The organism is Gordonia sp. NPDC127522, from assembly GCF_042672305.1.
Taxonomy (GTDB): domain Bacteria; phylum Actinomycetota; class Actinomycetes; order Mycobacteriales; family Mycobacteriaceae; genus Gordonia; species Gordonia hongkongensis.
Genome location: NZ_JBHXVK010000003.1, coordinates 545,316 through 566,656, shown reverse-complemented (window position 1 = coordinate 566,656; position 21,341 = coordinate 545,316). Strand labels below are relative to the sequence as shown.

General features: G+C 68.7%; 17 protein-coding genes. 7 read left to right on the top strand and 10 right to left on the bottom strand.

All coding sequences use genetic code 11. From position 1 onward, the window contains the following. Window positions 1-31: 31 nt before the first annotated feature. Window positions 32-1,531: a depupylase/deamidase Dop gene (gene dop, locus ACFVHY_RS10125; RefSeq protein ID WP_058250430.1), complete on the bottom strand. Its 1,500-nt coding sequence runs from the start codon at window positions 1,529-1,531 to the stop codon at window positions 32-34. A gap of 67 nt (window positions 1,532-1,598) precedes the next feature. Between dop and glgP the strand changes: the two genes are divergently transcribed. Both glgP and ACFVHY_RS10115 read left to right on the top strand, forming a co-directional pair. After that, window positions 1,599-4,193: an alpha-glucan family phosphorylase gene (gene glgP / locus ACFVHY_RS10120; protein ID WP_390271415.1), complete on the top strand. Its 2,595-nt coding sequence runs from the start codon at window positions 1,599-1,601 to the stop codon at window positions 4,191-4,193. 103 nt (window positions 4,194-4,296) lie between these two features. After that, entirely contained in the window at window positions 4,297-4,722 is a 426-nt protein-coding gene (locus tag ACFVHY_RS10115) for a nitroreductase family deazaflavin-dependent oxidoreductase (RefSeq protein ID WP_390271413.1), read from the top strand. A gap of 40 nt (window positions 4,723-4,762) precedes the next feature. Here the strand turns inward: ACFVHY_RS10115 and ACFVHY_RS10110 are convergent, their stop codons facing one another. The 3 genes from ACFVHY_RS10110 to ACFVHY_RS10100 all read right to left on the bottom strand — a co-directional run bounded on the left by ACFVHY_RS10110 (window position 4,763) and on the right by ACFVHY_RS10100 (window position 10,264). Then, complete coding sequence (locus tag ACFVHY_RS10110) at window positions 4,763-7,297, bottom strand: FHA domain-containing protein (RefSeq protein WP_390271522.1); 2,535 nt, start codon at window positions 7,295-7,297, stop codon at window positions 4,763-4,765. A 117-nt stretch (window positions 7,298-7,414) separates the two neighbouring features. Then, window positions 7,415-9,232 (bottom strand): proteasome ATPase, encoded by a 1,818-nt coding sequence (gene arc / locus ACFVHY_RS10105; RefSeq protein ID WP_390271411.1) that lies wholly within the window; start codon window positions 9,230-9,232, stop codon window positions 7,415-7,417. Window positions 9,233-9,433: 201 nt separating this feature from the next. Next, complete coding sequence (locus ACFVHY_RS10100) at window positions 9,434-10,264, bottom strand: tRNA (adenine-N1)-methyltransferase (RefSeq protein WP_390271409.1); 831 nt, start codon at window positions 10,262-10,264, stop codon at window positions 9,434-9,436. Window positions 10,265-10,468: 204 nt separating this feature from the next. On the opposite strand from ACFVHY_RS10100, the gene ACFVHY_RS10095 reads away from it, so the two are divergent. After that, entirely contained in the window at window positions 10,469-11,365 is an 897-nt protein-coding gene (locus tag ACFVHY_RS10095) for a RecB family exonuclease (protein WP_390271407.1), read from the top strand. Between the two features lie 67 nt (window positions 11,366-11,432). Beyond that, window positions 11,433-12,278, top strand: coding sequence for a thioesterase family protein (locus tag ACFVHY_RS10090; protein ID WP_390271406.1), 846 nt, complete (start codon window positions 11,433-11,435; stop codon window positions 12,276-12,278). Between the two features lie 408 nt (window positions 12,279-12,686). Here ACFVHY_RS10090 and hisG read toward each other — a convergent pair whose 3' ends face one another. The 5 genes from hisG to ACFVHY_RS10065 form a co-directional block, all read right to left on the bottom strand. Further along, the gene (gene hisG, locus ACFVHY_RS10085) at window positions 12,687-13,532 is read right to left on the bottom strand and encodes an ATP phosphoribosyltransferase (protein WP_390271404.1); all 846 of its coding nucleotides are present in this window, start codon (window positions 13,530-13,532) and stop codon (window positions 12,687-12,689) included. Between the two features lie 89 nt (window positions 13,533-13,621). Further along, the gene (locus ACFVHY_RS10080; protein WP_014926729.1) at window positions 13,622-13,885 is read right to left on the bottom strand and encodes a phosphoribosyl-ATP diphosphatase; all 264 of its coding nucleotides are present in this window, start codon (window positions 13,883-13,885) and stop codon (window positions 13,622-13,624) included. Next, complete coding sequence (locus ACFVHY_RS10075) at window positions 13,882-14,553, bottom strand: HAD family hydrolase (RefSeq protein WP_390271520.1); 672 nt, start codon at window positions 14,551-14,553, stop codon at window positions 13,882-13,884. The genes ACFVHY_RS10080 and ACFVHY_RS10075 overlap by 4 nt, the downstream gene beginning before the upstream one ends. A gap of 80 nt (window positions 14,554-14,633) precedes the next feature. Then, a complete protein-coding gene (locus ACFVHY_RS10070; protein ID WP_390271402.1) occupies window positions 14,634-15,434 on the bottom strand; it encodes a helix-turn-helix domain-containing protein in 801 nt (266 codons plus the stop codon). Window positions 15,435-15,499: 65 nt separating this feature from the next. Next, window positions 15,500-15,970, bottom strand: a complete 471-nt coding sequence (locus ACFVHY_RS10065; protein WP_390271401.1) for a CinA family protein — start codon at window positions 15,968-15,970, stop codon at window positions 15,500-15,502. A 119-nt stretch (window positions 15,971-16,089) separates the two neighbouring features. On the opposite strand from ACFVHY_RS10065, the gene ACFVHY_RS10060 reads away from it, so the two are divergent. Then, window positions 16,090-16,944, top strand: coding sequence for an alpha/beta fold hydrolase (locus ACFVHY_RS10060; RefSeq protein WP_390271399.1), 855 nt, complete (start codon window positions 16,090-16,092; stop codon window positions 16,942-16,944). Here the strand turns inward: ACFVHY_RS10060 and ACFVHY_RS10055 are convergent. Continuing rightward, window positions 16,857-18,287, bottom strand: a complete 1,431-nt coding sequence (locus ACFVHY_RS10055) for an MFS transporter (RefSeq protein WP_390271397.1) — start codon at window positions 18,285-18,287, stop codon at window positions 16,857-16,859. The two genes, ACFVHY_RS10060 and ACFVHY_RS10055, sit on opposite strands and share 88 nt — an antisense overlap. Window positions 18,288-18,426: 139 nt before the next feature. Here ACFVHY_RS10055 and ACFVHY_RS10050 point away from each other — a divergent pair, with 139 nt between their 5' ends. Next, window positions 18,427-19,350: a manganese-dependent inorganic pyrophosphatase gene (locus ACFVHY_RS10050; RefSeq protein WP_390271395.1), complete on the top strand. Its 924-nt coding sequence runs from the start codon at window positions 18,427-18,429 to the stop codon at window positions 19,348-19,350. 215 nt (window positions 19,351-19,565) lie between these two features. Then, on the top strand, window positions 19,566-21,188 hold the full coding sequence (locus ACFVHY_RS10045; protein ID WP_390271393.1) for a DUF222 domain-containing protein: 1,623 nt from the start codon (window positions 19,566-19,568) through the stop codon (window positions 21,186-21,188). Window positions 21,189-21,341 lie beyond the last annotated feature (153 nt).

The following is a 21,341-nucleotide window of genomic DNA, read 5'->3' as shown; positions in this document are numbered from 1 at the left end:
GCAGTCGGAGACGGCGAGGCGCCGCGGCCTGTCAGGTGGTGAGCTGATCCACCAGTTCGGCGGCCGAGTCCACCGAGTCGAGGAGCTTGCCGACGTGCGCGGCGGTGCCGCGTAGCGGTTCGAGGGTGGGGATACGGACCAGCGAGTCCCCGCCCAGATCGAAGATGACCGAGTCCCAGCTCGCCGCCGCGACGTCGGCCCCGAACCGGCGCAGGCACTCGCCGCGGAAGTAGGCGCGCGTGTTCCGCGGCGGCTCGCTGATCGCGGCGAGCACGTCGTTCTCGTCGGTCAGCCGCTTCATCGACCCGCGCGCGACGAGCCGGTTGTACAGCCCCTTGTCGAGCCGGACGTCGGAGTACTGCAGGTCGATGAGCTGCAGACGCGGTGCCGACCACGACAGGTTCTCGCGCTGGCGGAAGCCCTCCAGGATGCGCAGCTTCGCGGGCCAGTCGAGGATGTCGGCGCACTCCATCGGGTCGCGCTCGAGGCGGTCCAGCACGTCCGCCCACGTCTGCAGGACGTGTGCGGCGCGCTGGTCGTCGGAGTGCTCCTGGTCGTGGAACTTCTGACAACGCTCCAGATACTCGCGCTGCAGAGCGAGGCCGGTGAGCTCGCGACCGTCGGTGAGTGCGACCGTGGCCGTCAGCGACGGGTCGTGACTGATCGTGTGTACGGCCTGCACCGGCCGCGCGAGCTCGATGTCGGAGAAGTCGACCCCGGCCTCGATGAGGTCGAGGACGAGCGCGGTGGTCCCGACCTTCAGGTAGGTCGAGGTCTCGGCGAGGTTGGCGTCGCCGATGATGACGTGGAGTCGCCGGTATCGCTCGGGGTCGGCGTGCGGCTCGTCGCGGGTGTTGATGATGCCCCGCTTGAGCGTGGTCTCCAGCCCGACCTCGACCTCGATGTAGTCCGACCGCTGCGACAGCTGATAGCCCGCCTCGTCGCCGGACTGGCCGATACCCACGCGTCCCGAACCGGTGATCACCTGCCGGGACGCGAAGAAGGTCGTGAGCCCGGCGATGACGGCGGTGAACGGGGTCTCCCGCGCCATCAGGTAGTTCTCGTGGGTGCCGTAAGAGGCGCCCTTGCCGTCGATGTTGTTCTTGTACAGCTGCAGTTTCGGCGCGCCCGGGACGCTCGCCACGTGACGAGCAGCGGCCTCCATCACGCGCTCCCCGGCCTTGTCCCAGATGACCGCGTCCATCGGGTCGGTGACCTCGGGCGCGGAGTACTCGGGGTGGGCGTGGTCGACGTAGAGTCGCGCCCCGTTGGTGAGGATCATGTTGGCCGCGCCGATCTCGTCGGCGTCGATGATCGGTGCGGGTCCGGCCCCGCGGCCGAGGTCGAAACCTCGGGCGTCGCGAAGCGGTGACTCTACCTCGTAGTCCCAGCGTGTCCGCTTCGCGCGCGGTACACCGGCGGCCGCGGCGTAGGCGAGAACCGCCTGGGTGGACGTCATGATCGGGTTCGCGGTCGGGTCGCCGGGCGCGGAGATTCCGTACTCGACCTCGGTCCCGATGATTCGCTGCATCCTTCGAGGGTAGATGTTCACCTGCCGCCGGTCGCAACCACCGCACGCGCTGAGTACGGTCGACGCCGTGAAAGCATTCCGCCGGTTCACCGTTCGAGTCCCGCTGCCCGACCCGATCGCGAACCTCGCGTCGTTGTCGCACAATCTGCGATGGGCCTGGCACACCCCCACCCAGGAGCTGTTCGCCACCATCGACCCGCGCCTGTGGTCGTCGACCGGCGATCCGGTCCGGGTTCTCGCCGACACCGACCCCGCCCGTCTGGCCGAGCTGGCCGAGGACGAGGGTTTCGTGGCGCGGGTCGCCGAGGCACACGCCGACCTCCAGCAGTATCTCGATGCACCGCAGTGGTTCCAGCGGTATGCGGCCGAGTCATCGGGACAGGACGGTTCGGCGCACGACCGGGTGGTGCCCCCGGGAATCGCGTACTTCTCGATGGAGTTCGGCGTCTCCGAGGTCCTGCCGATCTACTCCGGCGGCCTCGGCATCCTCGCCGGTGACCATCTCAAGGCGGCCTCCGACCTCGGGCTGCCGCTGATCGGCGTCGGTTTGTTGTACCGCTCCGGTTATTTTCGCCAAGGCCTCGATCACGACGGCTGGCAGATCGAGCGGTATCCCGTGAACGATCCCGCCGACCTGCCCCTCACGCTCCTCGCCCCGGGCGACGGCGCGGAGCCGGTGACCGTCGAGGTCGCGATGCCCGGCGGGGCGACCCTGTCGGCCCAGGTGTGGGTGGCGTCGGTGGGTCGAATCCCGTTGCTGCTCCTCGACTCCGACATCGATCGCAACGACGATCAGCCCGAGGGCGCCGCCCTGCGCGCGGTGACCGACCGGCTCTACGGCGGCGATCAGGAACACCGGATCGCACAGGAGATCCTGCTCGGCATCGGCGGTGTCCGCGCGCTCCGCGAGTACGTCCGGATCACCGGCCGGCCCGAGCCGACGGTGTTCCACATGAACGAGGGACACGCGGGCTTCCTCGGCGTGGAACGCATCCGCGAGCTGGTGGCCGGCGGGCTCGACTTCGACACCGCGGAAGCGGTGGTCCGCGCCTCGAACGTGTTCACCACCCACACCCCGGTCCCGGCCGGTATCGACCGTTTCCCCGCCGACCTCGTCGCCCGTTACCTCGACGCCGACTCCGACGGTGCGTCCCGCCTGCTGCCCGGGCTGGCCGCGGCGACGGTGGCCGAACTCGGCGACGAGGCGGACCCCGGCGTGTTCAACATGGCGCACATGGGATTTCGGCTCGGGCAACGCAGCAACGGGGTGTCGCAGCTGCACGGTGCGGTGAGTCGGGAGATGTTCGCCGACCTGTGGCCGGGTTTCGACGCCGCCGATGTGCCCATCGGCGCGGTCACGAACGGCGTGCACGGACCGACCTGGGTGGCCCCGGCGTGGCGTGACTTCGCCGACGGGGACGAGGACTCCGCGCCCGAGGTGTACGCGGGCCTGTCCGACGAGACGATCTGGCGAACGCACGAGGAGCTGCGCGCGGAACTCGTCGACGAGGTGCGGCGGCGCGCACTCGCCAGCGGCCTCGACCGCGGCTTCACCCACGCCGAGCTGGCATGGACCGCCGACCTGTTCGAACCGCACGTGCTGACCATCGGATTCGCACGGCGAGCGGCGACCTACAAGCGGCTGACGCTGATGCTCCGCGATCCCGAGCGCATGCGCGCCATCCTCACCGATCCCGATCGGCCGGTGCAGCTGGTCATCGCGGGCAAGGCCCACCCGGCCGACGAGGGGGGCAAGTCCCTGATCCAGCAGGTCGTCCGGTTCACCGAGGATCCGGAACTGCGCGATCGCATCGTGTTCCTCCCCGACTACGACATCTCGATGGCGCGTTTGATCTACGCCGGTTGCGATGTGTGGCTGAACAATCCGGTCCGTCCCATGGAGGCCTGCGGGACCTCGGGGATGAAATCGGCGCTCAACGGCGGGCTCAATCTGTCGATCCTGGACGGCTGGTGGGACGAGATGGCCGACGGCGACAACGGGTGGGCGATCCCGTCCGCGGAGGGAATCACCGACGAACATCGTCGCGACGATCTGGAGGCGCAGGCGCTGTACACGCTTCTCGAGGAGACGGTGATCCCCCTGTTCTATCGCCGGCCGGACGACGGTGTGCCCCGCCGGTGGGTGGAGATGATGCGCCACACCCTCGCTCGGCTCGGACCACGCGTGCTGGCCTCGCGTATGGTCCGCGACTACACGACCGACCTCTACTGCCCGGCCGCCCGCGCGTACGAGTCCGCATGCGCCGACTCGTACGCGGGCGCACGCGACCTCGCGGTCTATCGGCGCACACTGGAGACCGGATGGTCCTCGGTACTGGTGGCAGGTGTGGAGGACGAGCGACGTGCCGACGGACTCTGGATCACCGCCCATGTGGCAGTGGGAGATCTCGTGCCCGAGTCGGTCGCGGTGCAGATGGTGCTCGGCCGGGTCGGCGACGACGGCGAGATCCTGGCACCGACGTTCACCGACATGACCCCCGGTCCCGACCGCGATGCGTCGGGCCGAGTGGTGTTCACCGCACTGGTGCCGCCGTCGGCCTCCGGCCATCTCGGCTACACCGTCCGGGTGCTGCCCCGCCATCCGCAGTTGTCGTCGGAGTCCGAACTCGGGTTCGTACGCTTTCCGGCGACGACCGGTTGACGGATCCGTCCATCCCCGGGGTTGATTCAGGGTCTTCCCGGATTCCGTCGCCGCCCTCGCCACGCCACACTGGGTCGAACAGAGCCAGTGACGGGAGGACCGGATGACCGTGTCGTCGACGGTCGCGAGGACGGCGTCGCAGATCGCTTCGATGCTGGGTGAGCGACGCATGCGGCTGGTGGCGGTGCTCAACAAGCACGTGACCAACCGGATCGTGCTGCTGTGGGCCGGGCGCGTCCCGGGTATGGCGGTCATCGAACACGATGGTCGACGCAGTGGCCGCCGCTACCGGACGCCGGTCATGGCGCTGGCGTCGGGTCGCGATATCTGGGTCGTCCTGAACTATGGCGCCGGGTCGGACTGGGTGGCGAACGTGCTCGCGGCGCAGGGGGCCTCGATCCGACGCCGCGGTCGTCGATGGCAGATCGGGGACGTCCGCGTGCTGCCGGCGTCGCGGAGCGGCGCACCCCTCCCCGACAGCCTCGACGACGACCGGAAGGTGTTGTGCGCCATCATGCGAGACGCGTGACGCGTCGGCCCCCAGCTGGTTGGCCCGGCGATGGGCCTCGTCAGCGCTTCTTCAATCGCAGCCGCGAATAGGTGAAGGCGAGCAGCAGCGCGCTGATCACCGCGAGCACGCCGTAGGCGAGTGCGGTGTGCGCGACCGATGTCTCCCACAGCGTGATGCGCTGCGGCGCGGCCACATTGATGTTGTAGAGGTCCACGCTGCCGGCCGCGGCGACATACCCCCAGAACGACGGGAAGATCCACGACAGCTGTTCGAGTCCGATGCCGTCGAGTTTGAACAGGCCGCCGCAGAACACCAACTGGACCATCACGACGATGACCAGCGGCGGCATGACCTGCTCGTTGGATTTGACCGCCGACGAGATCGCGAGACCGACGAGCGTGCTCACGCAGGCGAGGACGGCCACCGCGACGAGCAACGCCAGCGGCGGCGGGAGGATCGGACCGCCGAAGTCGGGCAGTCCCCGACCGGCGAAGGTGATGCCGACCATGATGATCGTCTGCAGCACCGCGGCGACGAAGAACACCACGATCTTGGCGAAAAGGTATGCGCCGGGCCGCAAACCGACGGCGCGCTCGCGTTCGAAGATGTCGCGCTCCCCGACGAGATCGCGCACGGTGAGCGCGGCACCCATGAACGCGGCCCCGACGACGAGCACGACGAGGATCTGGATCGCCTCCGCGCCGTCCTTCGGTGGTGGCGCGTTCGGGATCACCTCGAGGCGGGCGAACCCGCTCGAACCCGGGATCACCAAGGTGAGCAGGCCGAGCACGACGGGTAGCAGCACGAGGAAGACGAGGTAGCCGACGTCGGCGAAGACGAGCCGCACCTGGCGTCGGGCGATGGTCGACGACTGGCGGGTGGAGCTCGTGTGCGGCACCGGTATCGGTGGCCCGGGAGGACGCTGGGGCGGCGGCGGATTCGGCGCTCGGCGGTGCCGGTCCAGGTACCGCATGTGTGCGGTGTCCGGCTGATCGGCGACGTACGCGAAGATCTCTGCCCAGTCGGAGGTGCCCATCTCCCCCTCGACCTGTCCGGGCGGGCCGCAGAAGGACGTCTTTCCACCGGGCGCCAGCAGCAGCACCTGGTCGCACATGGACAGATAGGTCAGCGAGTGCGTGACCACGAGGACCACACGCCCGGCGTCGGCGAGCCGGCGGAGGGTGGCCATCACCTGGCGGTCGAGTGCGGGATCGAGACCGGAGGTCGGTTCGTCGAGGATGAGCAGTGACGGACCCGTCAGCAACTCCATCGCGACCGACGCGCGCTTCTGCTGGCCGCCGGACAGCTTCTCCACGCGGGTGTCGACGTGCTCGGTCAGCTGCAGCTCGCTGAGCACCCCGTCGATGACCCGGTCCCGATCGGCCTTCGAGAGGTCGGGTGGCAGGCGCAGTTCCGCGGCGTAGCGCAATGCCTGCCGCAGCGTGAGCTTGTGGTGCAGGACGTCCTTCTGCGGCACCATGCCGATACGGGTGCGCAGAGCGTCGTATTCGGCGTGGACGTTGCGGCTCTCGAAGGTGACCAGGCCGCTCGTCGGTGAGTTGAGTCCGGCCGCGATCTTCGACACCGTCGACTTACCCGCGCCCGAGGGGCCGATCACCGCGGTCAGCGTGCCCGGACTGGCGCTGAAGTCCACATCGGCGAGCAGACGCTTCCCGCCGTCGACGACGAGACTCACACCGTGGACGTGGAGGCCGTCGGCGACCGCGGCGCTCTCCTGCCCGCGCATCAGCGTGCCGCCGGACACCACGAAGTCGCTGTTCCCGATGGTGACGACGTCGCCGTCGGTCAGTTGCGCGCTCGACACCCGCCGGCCGTTGACGAAGGTTCCGTTGACGCTGCCGAGGTCCTCGATCACGAGGGCAGCCCCGCGGCTCGACACCTGCGCGTGGTGCCGGGACGCCAGGACGTCGCTGACGACGATGTCGTTGTCGGGCGTGCGTCCGATCCGCTGGACTCCGCGGAGCGAGATCGACTCGCGCTCGGGCGGTGTCGGCGCGCCGGGCAGGCGGTAGACCGCCGACACGTTCTGCTGCAGCGCCTGCAGATGCGGCGCGCTCAGGACTTCCTGCGGCATCGGGTCCACACGGTACTGTCGCCCGCCCGGTGAGTGGGCGGGCATCTGCCCGGAGGCCGGAACGCCCACGCCCGGGAACCCCGCCGAGCGAGGACCTGACGGCGGGTAGCCCGACTGCATCGGACGCGAGACCGGCGGACCCGGCCGGGACGGCACGCTGCGCCCGGGACCACTCGAGGGCGGTCGGCCGCCGGATGCGGGCACGTCGACCACGAGGTCGACGACCGGACCCGTGTTCACGTCGCCGAGGCGTACCTGGGTCGTTCCGGGCACCATGAACTCGGCCATTCGCCGGCCGTTGACGAAGAAGCCGTTGGTGCTGCCGATGTCGACGAGACACCAGGCCGTACCGCGCCACTCGATGGCGAGATGCCGACGCGACACCATCGGATGGTTGATCACGATGTCGTTGTCGGGCTCACGCCCCAGGGTGATGCGCTGAGCGCCGCCCAGTGGATGCGGCGCCCCACCGTCGACGATCACTCGTCCACGCGCCATCGATGTTCTGTTCATCGCCGACAACTCTAGTGCGTGACGGCGCTGTCCACGCGGTTCTGTCGACCAGACAGCCGACCCCGTGGGAGTCGGCTGTCTGCTCGGTCGAGAGCACTGTCGCTACAGGTACTGACCCGTGTTCGTCTCGGTGTCGATGGCCCGGCTCGCGCCCGCACTCTTGCCCGTGACCAGCGTGCGGATGTAGACGATCCGCTCGCCCTTCTTGCCCGAGATCCGGGCCCAGTCGTCGGGGTTGGTCGTGTTGGGCAGGTCCTCGTTCTCCGCGAACTCGTCGAGGATGGAGTCGAAGAGATGCTGGACGCGCAGACCCGGTGCACCCGTGTCCAGTTGCGACTTGATCGCGTACTTCTTGGCCCGGTCGACGACGTTCTGGATCATCGCGCCGGAGTTGAAGTCCTTGAAGTACATGATCTCTTTGTCGCCGTTGGCGTAGGTGACCTCGAGGAACCGGTTGTCCTCGCTCTCGGCGTACATCCGCTCGACGACCTTCTCGATCATCGCGTTGACACAGGCCGTGCGATCGCCCCCGAACTCGCCGATGTCGTCGGCGTGGATGGGCAGCTCCTCGGTGAGGTACTTGGAGAAGATGTCGATCGCGGACTCGGCGTCGGGACGCTCGATCTTGATCTTCACGTCGAGGCGCCCCGGGCGCAGGATCGCGGGGTCGATCATGTCCTCGCGATTCGACGCGCCGATCACGATGACGTTCTCGAGGCCCTCGACGCCGTCGATCTCACTGAGCAGCTGCGGGACGACGGTGGTCTCCACGTCCGAGGAGACGCCCGACCCGCGTGTGCGGAAGATCGAGTCCATCTCGTCGAAGAAGACGATGACCGGCGTGCCCTCCGAAGCCTTCTCGCGCGCCCGCTGGAAGATCAGCCGGATGTGCCGTTCGGTCTCACCGACGAACTTGTTGAGCAGCTCGGGGCCCTTGATGTTCAAGAAGTACGACTTCGCCTCCTTGGCGTCGTCGCCGCGCACCTGCGCGATCTTCTTCGCCAGGGAGTTTGCCACGGCCTTGGCGATGAGCGTCTTGCCACACCCGGGCGGACCGTAGAGCAGGACACCCTTCGGGGGACGCAACTGGTAGTCGCGGAACAGGTCCTTGTGCAGGAACGGGAGTTCGACGGCGTCGCGGATCTGCTCGATCTGGCGGCCCAGGCCACCGATGTCCTCGTACCCGACGTCCGGGACCTCCTCCAGGACGAGGTCCTCGACCTCGGCCTTGGGCACCCGCTCGAACGCGAACCCGGCCTTGGTGTCGATGAGCAGCGAGTCGCCGGGACGCAGCTTGCGACGCAGACCGTCCTCACCGTCGACCTCGCCGAGCAACGGTTCGGCCAGCCAGACCACCCGCTCCTCGTCGGCGTGACCGACGACCAGGGCGCGTTTGCCGTCACCGAGCACCTCGCGCAGCGTGCTGATCTCGCCGACGGTGTCGAATTCACAGGCCTCGACGATGGTCAGGGCCTCGTTCAGACGCAGGGTCTGACCCTTGGTCAGCAGGTCGGTGTCGATGTTGGGCGAACACGTGAGGCGCATCTTGCGGCCCGAGGTGAACACATCGACGGTGGCGTCGGGGTGCACGTCCAGCAGGACCCCGTATCCGCTCGGCGGCTGACCCAGACGGTCGACCTCCTCGCGGAGTGCGACGAGTTGCTGTCGGGCTTCCTTGAGAGTGTCGAGCAGCTTCGCGTTGCGTGCGGTGAGGCTGTCCACCCGCTCTTGGAGATCCCCGGCCGGCCGGCCGGCAGCGCCGCGCGCAGACGAGTCCGGGCCGCTCCGCGACAGCGGCGTATCGGTGCCGCTCCGCGGCGGGGGCGGAGTGTAGGCGGGGACGAAGCCCTCGTCGGATGCACTGGCGCCCTCGGGAACCGCGCGGTCCCCCAGTGCGTCGTGGCGGTCAGATTCGGTCATTGCTGACTCCTCTCGCCGGCAATCACCCGATCCCTCGATCGGAATGCTCGCGCCGTATCCCTACGCTACCGGCCGAGACGGCGAATCGCCGTCCACCGCGCAATCGCCGGTGTTGACGGTGTGTTAAATGTGCGTCTTCGCAACGTATTCGCGATGTTTCACCGCACAGCTCGGCGACTGGCCGGTGCTCCGCGACCGGGCTCAGCCCTTGCTCGGACGGCGCTGCGGACGCAGTGTGGTGGTGCCGTCGGCCAGGCGCCGGGCTGTGATCAGAAAAGCCGTGTGGCCTTGCATTTTGTGCTCGGGACGCACCGCGAGGCCCACCGCGCTCCACTCGCGGAGGAGCGTCTCCCAGGCCCGGGGCTCGGTCCAGCACTCCTGCTCGCGCAGGGCCTCCATCACCCGGGACAACTGGGTGACGGTCGCCACGTAGACCGTCAAGACCCCGCCTGGTTTCAACACGGTCCGCACGACGTCGAGCGGCTCCCAGGGCGCGAGCATGTCCAGGATGACGCGATCGAACCGTTCGTCCCGATCCACGTTCGCCAGATCGTCGACGATGAGGTGCCAGTTGTCCGGCCGTCCCCCGAAGAAGGTCTCGACGTTGCGGATCGCGTGCTCGGCGTGGTCATCCCGGATCTCGAAGGAGACGACCTCTCCGTCGGCACCGACCGCGCGCAGCAGCGAACACGTCAGCGCGCCGGAGCCGGCACCGGCTTCGAGGACGCGGGCGCCCGGGAAGATGTCGCCCTCGAGGACGATCTGGGCAGCGTCCTTGGGGTAGATGACCTGAGCCCCGCGCGGCATCGAGAGCACGTAGTCGACGAGCAGCGGGCGCAGCGCCAGGTATTGGGTACCGCTGGTCGCGGAGACGACGCTGCCCTCGGGCGAACCGATGAGGTCGTCATGGGAGATGGCACCGCGGTGGGTGTGGAACTGCTTTCCCTCGTCGAGCAGCACCGTGAACTTGCGCCCCTTGGCATCGGTCAGCTGAACCCGGTCGCCGACGACGAACGGTCCGGTGGTGGGCACTGGTGCTTCCTCTCGTGAACGATCCGAACCCGCGCGACTCGGCGCAGGGGTTCGTGGGCCGTGTGGACGTTACCCGACGAGGTGGGCCGGCCCTGCCTCGTGTCGCTGCGGGGAGGGGCGCCGCCCGGGTGGCCGGCGAGCGGACCCGAGTGTCGGGACCTCGGACTGTCGGGCCCGGCGCCTACCCTGCGAAGGGTGAGCACGATGACCGGAGTCGGAGACGCCTCCCCCAGCACGACCGCGGCGGGGACCCCTGCGGGGACCCCGGGCGGCCCCGACTCGGATGCGCGAGGGATCGTCGGGCGCCCCCTGGCGCTGTCGCCGTCCCGCGCTGCGGACTTCAAGCAGTGCCCGCTGCTCTACCGCTACCGTGCGATCGACCGCTTCCCGGAGACCCCCACCACCGCGCAGACCAGGGGCACCGTCGTCCATGCCGCGCTGGAGAATCTGTTCGACCTCCCGGCCGAGCTCCGCACGCAGGACTCGGCCGAGTTGCTGGTCGAAGGCGCCTGGGCCGCGATGTGCGAGGGCGACCCCGAGCTCGCGAAGGTCATCGGCGAAGGTGGCCAGGCCGCGTTCCTCGCCGATGCGCACAAGCTCATCGCCACCTACTACACGATGGAGAACCCGACCGCCTTCGACGCCGACGCGGTGGAGGAACACGTCGAGATCGACGCCGACGACATGCTCATGCGGGGGTTCATCGACCGCATCGACGTCGCGCCGACCGGCGAGATACGCGTCGTCGACTACAAGACCGGTCGGTCGCCGGGTGAGGCCTACGAGGCCAAGGCGCTGTTCCAGATGAAGTTCTACGCGCTCGCGATCCTGCGTACCCGCGGGGTGGTACCGGCCCGGCTGCAGCTGATGTACCTCTCCGACGGGCAACAGCTGATCTACCGCCCGGACCGCGACGAACTGCTCCGCTTCGAGCGCACCCTGCGCGCGATCTGGCAGGCGATCCGCACGGCCGTGGCCTCGGGTGACTTCCGGCCGAAGAAGTCGTGGTCGTGCAAGTTCTGTGAGCACCGCGCCCGGTGTCCGGAGTTCGGGGGCGTCATCCCGCCGTACCCCGGTCCCCCGGCGGGTTTTGCCGTCTGAGCGGCCCCGACGTCCGCCGGACGCCCCCGCACAGACCCATTATGTCGGCAGTCATAGAGTGACTCGGGTGGAGAACTCGTACTACGAACCCATCGATGCCCCGTCGGATGCTGCCCGTGGCGAAGGCGACTTCGAGTACTTCCGCCCGACCGAGGCGACGCTGAGCGTGTGGTCGCCGACGATGCAGCACGGTGGTCCCCCGTCGGCCCTCCTGATGCGGTCGTTGCTGCGGTGCCAGACCGACCCGGCGCAGCACTTCACGCGGGTCACCACCGAGATCCTCGGACCGGTCGGGCTGGGCGTCAACCGGGTCGCCGCCCGGGTCGTGCGGCCGGGCCGCCAGATCAGCCTCGTCGAATCCGAACTGCAGGTGCAGCAGGCCGACGGGACGTTCCGCGCCGCCGCCCGCTCGGTGGGGTGGCGGCTCCGCGTCGCCGACACCGCCGAGATCGCGAACGGTCCCGATCCCCTGACGCCCGGACCGGACGAGTCGAAGGCGGTGATCGGTTTCTCCGACGACAACGGCGAGGCGGTCGACTGGGGCACCCTCGGGTTCATCGGCACCATCGAGACGGTCCGGGCCGAGGGGCGCAACGGCTCGACTCCCGGGGTGTGGCTGCGGCCGGCGATCCCGCTCGTCGCCGACGAGAAGACCGAGGACCTGGAGTCGATCTTCACCGTCATCGACGTCGCCAACGGGTTGGGCACCCAGCTCCGCCCGAATCGGTGGACGTGGATGAACACCGACACCACCGTGCACCTGACACGCGTCCCGAGCGGACCGTGGGTCGGCATCGACGCCCACATGATCGCCGGTCCGGACGGGTTCGGCAGCACCTTCGCCGACCTCTACGACGCCTCCGGCCACATCGGCCGGTCGGCCCAAACGGTGATGCTCAGCGCGGTGCAGTAGCCGCAGATCCGGCCTGCCCCCGCTCCCTGAGGAGGCCGGAGCCTGCGGAGGCCGGTCACAGCCCCCGCTGCTCCCTGAGGAGGCCGGAGCCTGCGGAGGCCGGTCACAGCCCCCGCTCCCTGAGGAGGCCGGAGCCTGCGGAGGCCGGTCACAGCCCCCGCTCCCTGAGGAGGCCGGAGCCTGCGGAGGCCGTCACGAAGGGTCCTGGTAAGAGGCGTGGGAGACCCTTCGTGACGCGCCCTCCGCAAGCTCCGGGCGCTCCTCAGGGAGCAGGAGAACGTTCCCTCCGCAAGCTGCGGGCGCTCCTCAGGGAGCAGGAGAACGTTCCCTCCGCAAACTCCGTGCGCTCCTCGGGGAGCAGGAGAACGTTCCCTCCGCAAACTCCGTGCGTTCTCCAGGGAGGAGTGGCTAGAACCGGCAGGACCGGATGTCCGTCGCCAGGATGGCCTTGGCGCCGAGCTCGGACAGCTCGTCCATGAGGTTCTGGTGGTCCTTGCGGGGCACCATTGCGCGGACCGCGACCCAGTCCGGGTCGGCCATGGGCGCTACGGTCGGCGACTCGAGGCCCGGCGTGAGCGTCGAAGCCTGATCGAGAAGCGAACGGGGGCAGTCGTAGTCGATCATCACGTACTGCTGTCCGAACACCACGCCCTGCACTCGGGCGACGAACTGCCGTTCGGCCTTGGTGAGGTCGGCGTCGCGTCGGGAGATGAGGACCGCCTCGGAATCGCACAGCGATTCACCGAACGCCACCAGGCCGTGCTGACGCAGCGTGCGACCGGAACCGACGACGTCGGCGATCGCGTCGGCGACACCGAGCTGGATCGAGATCTCGACCGCACCGTCGAGCCGGATGATGTCGGCGGTGATGCCATGACCGGCCAGGTCCTCACGGACGAGGTTCGGGTACGACGTGGCGATGCGCTTGCCCGCGAGATCGGCCACCGCCCACTGCTGGTCGGCCGGAGCCGCGTAACGGAAGGTCGACGAGCCGAAGCCCATGGCCAGCTGTTCGCCCACCTCGGCACCGGAGTCGCGGGCGAGGTCACGTCCGGTGATGCCCAGGTCGAGCCGGCCGGAGGCGACGTAGATCGCGATGTCCTTGGGACGCAGGAAGAAGAACTCGACGTCGTTGTTGTTGTCGAGGACCGTGAGGTCCTTGGCGTCGGTCCGGCGGCGATAGCCGGCCTCGGAGAGGATGGCCGACGCGGATTCGGAGAGCGCACCCTTGTTGGGTACGGCCACTCGCAGCATCTCGTTGTCCTTTTCGTGGAGTGCGCCTGCCGGCGCGGGGATGGAGCAGAACTGTGTCGTGTGGACTGTGTCCGGACCGGGTCAACCGGTCACAGATGTCGGTACACGTCCTGCAGCGTCAGTCCCCGCTTGATCATCATCACCTGCAGCCAGTAGACGAGCTGCGAGATCTCCTCGCCGAGCGACTCGTCGGATTCGTGTTCGGCGGCGAGCCAGACCTCACCCGCCTCTTCGATGATCTTCTTGCCCAGGGTGTGGACACCGGAGTCGAGGGCGGCGACGGTACCCGAACCCTCGGGACGGCTCTGCGCCTTGTCGCTGAGTTCGGCGAACAGCTCCTCGAAAGTCTTCACGATTCCTCATTTTTGCATGTCGAGATGCGCGCGAGACCGCCGGTCCATGCACCGGCGACATCGTCGAGGTCCAGCCCGACCAGACTGGTCCGGAAGACGCGCAGCCGACCCGGCTCGACCGGTGCTGCCGACTCGACGACGAGCGTCGGACATCCGGCCGCCGATGCCGCCTGGGCACCGGTCGGCGAGTCCTCGACGGCCAGACAGTCGGCCGACGGGACACCGAGCAGTTCCGCCGCGCGCAGGTAGGGGTCGGGCGCGGGTTTGCCCACCGCCACCTCGTCGCCGCAGACCGTCGTGGTGAAGCGTCCACGCCCGATGGTCTCCAGGGCCACCTCGGTCAACTCCCGCACCGTGTTCGTCACCAGCACCATCGGGATCCCTGCCCCGGCCACCAGGTCGAGTGCTTCGGGTGCGCCGGGACGCCACGGCAGGTCGTCGGCGAACAGTTCGGCGACCCGATCGAGGGTCCAACGTCCGTCGGCGTCGGTGTCGCGCTCCGCGGCGGACAGACCGGCCGCGTCGTGCACCTTCGCCAATGCGTCCGGCAGCGAGTTCCCGAGAGTGGATTCGCGGAGTTCCGGTGACATGACGATGCCGTGCCGTGCGGCCAGTTCCGCCATCGCGACGTCCCAGATCGGTTCGGAGTCGAGCAGCGTGCCGTCCATGTCCCACAGCACGGCAGCGGGAAGGCGCGCACCCGAGGGTGATGTGGGGCCGGCGGTGGAGACGTCGGGGGCGGTGTCGGTCACCCCTGCATCATCGCAACCCACCGCTCGGTGGGCTCGTCGGCGGGGTAGAACAGCTCGATGGTCAGCTCCTCGAGGGTGACGTCGCGTGGGGAGCCGAACGTCGTGAGGGTGCTGAAGAACGACAACACCTGGTCGCCGAGGACGAGCCGGAACGGCACCAGCAACTGCGGTTCTCCCCCGACTCCGGCACGGTCGCGGGCGAGACGTCCGTCGAGTGCGGCGACGGTCGGATACCCCGAGACCTCCCGTTCGAGGTCGGCGAGGCGCGGGTCGCCGGTGATCCGCGCCATCCGCCGGAGCAACTCGAGCAGGTAGGTCGCCCACTCGTCGAAGTTGTGCGTGGCCCGCGCGAATCCGTCCGGATGCAGCGACACCCGGAACAGATTGACCGGTCCGGTCTGCAGTTCGGGCGGCAGCAACTCGAGAAGGGTGAGGGCGGTGTCGTTGGCCAGCACGACGTTCCAGGTCCGGTCGAGCGCCATGCCCATGTTCGGGTTGTGGGCGTCGAGCAATCGCTGGACCGACGACCGGACGTGCGCCATCGTGTCCGAGTCGAGCGGTTCCTCGCTGTAGCGGGGTGCGTGCCCGGCGGCGAGGAGCAGCGAATTCCTTTCTCGCAGTGGAACATCGAGCCGCTCGGACAGCGCCTCGAGCAGCGCCGGACTCGGGCGTGACCGGCCGGTCTCGACGAAGCTGAGGTGACGCGGCGAGACACCGACCTCGTAGGCGAGATCCAGCTGACTCAGCGAGCGGCGAGAGCGCCACTGCCGCAGCATGCTTCCCACCTCGACGGTCATGGGGGTCATGGTAGGTCCCGGGCGGGAGCGTGGCGACTACCTCACGGGTAACGGTCGTCCGGCGATCAGGACCGTAGGCAGGACTCGATCAACTCCAACGAGTGTCCGATCGTCTTGGCGAGGACCTCTTCGGGTTCGCCGTCGAACACTTCCCGGGATGCGCTGACGCGGCCACGGTGATCCAGTCCGAACCACACCGTCCCCGGTGCCGCCTCGTCGGGTTCGGGACCGGCCTCACCGGTCACCGCGACGACGAGGTCGGCGTCGAACAACCGGGCGGTCGACGCGACCATCGCGCGCGCCGCGGTCTCGCTCACGACCGGCCCCTCGGGCACCTCGAGCAGGCTGTACTTCACGTCCTTGTGGTAGGCCACGACCCCGCCGCGGAACCATGTACCCGCGTTCGGCGCCTTGCTCAGTTCCGTTGCCAGGTTCCCGCCGGTCAGCGATTCGGCGACCGCGATCCGGACGCCCGCTTCCATCGCGGCGTCCGCCACGCGTTTGCAGGTCTCCGAGAAATCACTCACATCCGACATGTGTCGCTCCCTTCGCGTCCGCGTCGACCATCGCTGGTTGGTATCCACAGGGCCGCGCCTTGAAACGACTACCTGGTAGGTAGTGGTGCCGGCGGCGCGGGTGCGAGACGTTGGGGAACATGACCCGCATCGAGAACGACCCTGTTCGCACACGGCACACGACGGTGCTGATCTCGCCGGCGATGGGAGTGCCGGCGCGTGTCTACCGGCGCTTGGCGGAGGCCCTGACCAGAGCCGGATTCGACGTCGTGATCGTCCCTCGGCGAGGGATCGAGGACGGAAGCGAGCCACCGTCTCGACGTTCCGATTGGTCCTATGCCGACGAGGCGGACGACCTGGCCGGCGCCGTGACCGCCGCCCGGGCCGAAACCCCGGAGACGAGGGTCCTGGTGCTCGGTCACAGCCTGGGTGCACAGCTGGCTGCGATGGTGGCCTCACGGACCGATCGTGGTCCCGACGGGGTCGTGGCGATCGGTGCCTCGGTCCCCCACTTCCGCCACTACGGCGCACGCGGGATCCCGCTCGCGGCACTGGCCGCGTCGGTGACGCCGGTCGCCGCGGTGGTCGGCCGGTGGCCACGACGCGGCTTCGGCGGTCCGACGCCGCGCACGCTGATGCGGGAGTGGGCGCGCATGGTGCTGACCGGGTGGGCGCCGTTCGCACTCGACTTCCGAATCGCGTTGCCGGCGTTGTCGATACGGCTGCACGACGACGAGGTCGTGTCCGGCCGCGCCGCGGACGCCTACGATGCGGCGTTCGACAAGGCCGCGATGTCGGCACTGTGTTACCGGGCCTCCGACGGCCCGGCCGGGGGCGTCGCGACGCACCTCGGATGGACGCGGACACCTGACGGGATCGTCGAGCTGATCGCGCGATGGTGGGAATCTCACGCCGTCCAGGAGCCCGATCGGGACTCGACGCGGCCGCGTGTGCGCACGGCGGTTCGTTCCGCCCAGGCGCAGGTGGCGAGATAGGCCAGCACGGCGATCGCCACGCCGCACGATGTCACCACCATCCAGAACGGTCGTGCGGTGGCGCTCAGGTCGTCGGCCACCGTTCCCACCCGTCCGGAGAACGCGATGGCACCGGACACCGCCACGCCCAGCGCCGTCCCGACCTGGCGTCCGGTGGAGGCCATCGCGGAGGCGAGCCCCGCCTGGGTCCGCGGCATGCCCGACACCGCGGCATTCGTGATGGGCGCGTTGACCAGTCCGAAGCCGATGCCGAACACGAGGTAGGCCGCGCCGAGATAGGTGAACGGGGTATCGGGTCCGACGCCGAGGAGCAGCACCCCGCCCGCCGCCATCCCGGACCCGCCCGCGAACAGTGGCGGCCGGGCCCCCCGCGCGGCGACGAGGCGTCCCGAGACCGGCGCGCAGCACGCGGCGGCCAGAGCCATCGGAATCAGCATCAGACCCGCCCCGAGCGGACTCAGTCCGCGGACTTCTTGCAGGTACAGGGTGTTGAGGAAGAGGAACCCGCCGGTCGCCGCGAACGCGATGACCGCGCACACGACCGCGACGGTGAACGGCACACTGCCGAAGAACCGCGGGTCCAGGAGCGGCTCGTCGCGGCGCAACTCGTACCAGACGAGAACCGCAGACGAGCACGCAGCGACCGCGAAACAGCCGACGATGACGCCGGACCTCCAGCCCAGCACGTGCCCTTCGATGATCCCGAACGTCACGGTTCCCAACAGCACGAGGATCAGCAGCTGACCCACCACATCGGCCCGTCGAGGCTGTGGCGCCCTCGACTCGGGGACGTACCGCCGGCTGAGAACGAGGGCGAGCACGCACACCGGGACATGGAGCACGAAGATCGCCTGCCAGCCCAGGCCAGAGACCAGCGCACCACCGACGACCGGGCCGAAGGCCAGACTCGCCCCGAATGCACTTCCCCACAACCCGATCGCCCGCGCACGCGCCTTCGGCTCGGTGAACACATTGGTCACGATCGACAGAGCCACCGGGTTCAGCATCGAGCCACCGACCGCCTGGACGGCCCGGGCCGCGATGATCGCCTCCGGTGTCGGCGACACCGCGCAGAGCACCGACCCGGTTCCGAAAATCGCGAGGCCGACCCCGAAAATGCGTCTGCGACCGAGCCGGTCACCGGTGGTGCCACCGAGGATGAGCAGGCTCGCGACGACCAGCGTGTACGAGTCGACCACCCACTGGAGCTGAGACGGCGTGGCGTCGAGATCGGCGCCGATCGACGGCAGCGCCACGTTGACCGCGGAGACGTCGAGGCCGACGAGGAACATGCTCAGACAGCAGACGACCAGGATGACGCGTCGACGCCCGGTCGTGGACATGGAGCCAATGTAGAACGCCGACCCCGGGGCGGGCGCCGACCCGGCTGAGGATCATGCTCACCGGGAACGAGACCCGCGAGGCGCCGAGATCGTCGTAGTCTGGGCCCACGCGCACCGCCGAGGAGAAAGCCGAGGTCCCATGTCGAAGATCCTGGTGTTCGGACACCGCAACCCCGACACCGATGCCATCGGGGCTGCGATCGGCCTCGCCCACCTCGAAGCCGCGCTGGGCAGCGATGTCGAGGCCGTCGCCCTGGGCCGGCCGAGTCTCGAAACCGCCTTCGCCCTGGACCATTTCGGACTCGACGCGCCGCGCGTCATCGAGACGGCCGCGCCGGCGGAGGTGATGCTCGTCGACCACAACGAGCGCCAGCAGAGCGTCGCCGACATCACCGACGTGACCGTCCTGAAGGTCATCGACCACCACCGGATCGCCAATTTCGAGACGGCGGCGCCGCTGTACATGCGCGTCGAACCGGTCGGATGCACCTGCACGATTCTCACCCGGATGTACGCGGAGAACGGGGTCGAGATCCCGCGCCCAGAGGCGGGCATCATGCTGTCGGCGATCATCTCCGACACCCTGTTGTTCAACTCCCCCACCTGCACCGACGCTGACCGTGCCGCCGCCGCCGAGCTCGCCGCGATCGCGGGCGTCGACGTCGACGAGTACGGCGACGCGCTTCTACGGGCCGGGACCGCGCTCGGCGACGAGCCGGTGTCGGCGATCATCGGACGGGACTCCAAGAGCTTCGAAATGGGGCCGAAGACGGTGCGGGTCTCGCAGATCACCACGGTCGACTCCGCGGAGGTGCTCGCCCGCCGCGACGAATTCCTGACGGCGATGACCACAGAGAAGGAGGCAGCCGGGTACGACCTCTATGTCCTGCTCATCACCGATGTGATCAAGGCCGACTCGGATCTGCTCGTGGTCGGCGAACCCGCCTCGGCCATCGAGCAGGCGCTGGGTGTCACCGTCGCCGACGGCCATGCCTTCGGCAAAGGCGTCGTCTCGCGCAAGAAGCAGATTGTCCCGCAGTTGACCGAAGTGCTGGACGTCTGAGCGGTCTCTGGCCTCCCCGCGCACATCCGCAGTCGAGAGAGGACTCATACCAACATAATTCGAGGACAACGCAAACCGGCGCCCCATCTACCACAACGCACCGACAAGTTGTCGCCGACGAATACCGTTGCACAACAGACATTTTCGGGTTGCGCGATGCCGGCTGTGGTGTACACTCGAACGTACATTCGCAGCTACGGTTCTCGGGGGTGGCCATGTCTGACGGATCAGCGACGCCGCAGCCGCGTGCCGTCGAGTTGATTGCCGACCTCCACCGCATCGTGGACGAGTTGCAGACGGTCGACCTGGGGCCGTGCACCGATGCCGAGTTGGCCGAAGTGGCAGCCGACACCGAGAAAGCGATCGCACGGTTGACTGTTGCCGGTGACCGGCAGATCGATCAGGCCGAGGCCCGCGACCTGCCCCGCAAGGCCGGCTGCCGCACCCTCATGCAGTTCATGACCCACCGGCTACGCGTCTCCAACCCGATGCGACGCCGTAAGCAGATGGACGCCACCGCCACACGCACCAGCCTCGGCGGTGACATACTGGAACCCGAATACCCCTGCCTCGCCGAAGCTTTCGCACAAGGCGCAGTCGGTACCGCGCACGTGCAGGCCACCCTCGATGTCCTCGATCGCATCCCCGGCACCGTCGACCACGACATCAAGATCGCCGCTGAACGTCAGATGGCCGAGATCGCCACCGACCACACACCCGCCGACATCACCCAACTCGGAGCGCGGCTGCTCGCCCACCTCGACCCCGACGGCACCCTGACCGACGACACCGACCAGAAACGACGCCGCAACCTGTGGATCGGTCGGCAACGCGCTGATGGCACCGCCAAGATCTCGGGCACCCTGACACCCGCACTTGCCGCCCGGTTGACGATGATGTTCGCGGTCTGGGGCAAACCCGGACTCAACAACCCCGACGACCCCCACTCACCGTCCGGACCGGCCGGCACCGCCGACCATGACGCCCTCACCGCCGCAGCCGACCGCGACAGCCGTACTCCCGCGCAGATCAATCACGACGCGCTCGACGCCGCCCTGGCCGCAGGTTTCGCCGACGGGACTCTCGGCACCTCGCACCGCGGGCTGCCCGTGCAACTGATCGTCAAAGCCGACCTGGGCGACCTCATCCGCGAAGCCGGACTCGCGACCACCGCCACCGGAACACTGCTCCCCATCCCCGACCTCATCGCCATGGCCGGCGACATCCAGCCGTGGTTGGCCATCTTCAAAAACGCCACCGCCGTCCCGCTGTACTTCGGGCGCGGGAAACGTCTCGCCACCCGGGAACAACGCCTGGTCTCCTTCGCCCGCCCTGACGGGGAAGTGTGTTCGGCACCCGGGTGTGATCAGCCCGCCACTCAGGTCGACATGCATCACGCCCAGAAAGATTGGGCGAAGGGTGGTCTCACCGACATCGACGACCTCGCCCCGGCCTGCCCGCGTCACAACCGCATGGTCGGCGACCAGCCCGGCCAATACACCACCCGCATCGCACGCTCCGGACCCGACGAAGGCCGCTGCCTGTGGCGATTGAACGCCGAACCCGGCGCACCGCCCAACCCCGAACACATCAACCGCCGACCCGACATACCCCGGCGGTTCGCACACCACCTGAACACCGTGCGCGAGCAGATCCACGGACCACCAACGCGGTCCGGCGATCACGCGCGCCCGAACAACCGGCACCACGACGACGCGCGTCGCTCATGGTCGACAACCAGCCACGTCATCGACGTGAGACCACCCCGACCCGGCCAGCGACAGCTCCAACCCTCCCTCGTCGAAGCATTCCTAGCCGAGTACCTCGCACGCAACTGACTGCGCTGCAACGCAAGAGGACCCGTCGTAGCTCGTCGACCTCGACGCGCTCCTTCGTCGCTTGCTCGGCCCGGCGGCTATCGCTGCTCATACCTCAGTGTCTGCGGCCCGACGGACGTCGTGGACGACGAAAGAACCCGTTGTGATCGGCGC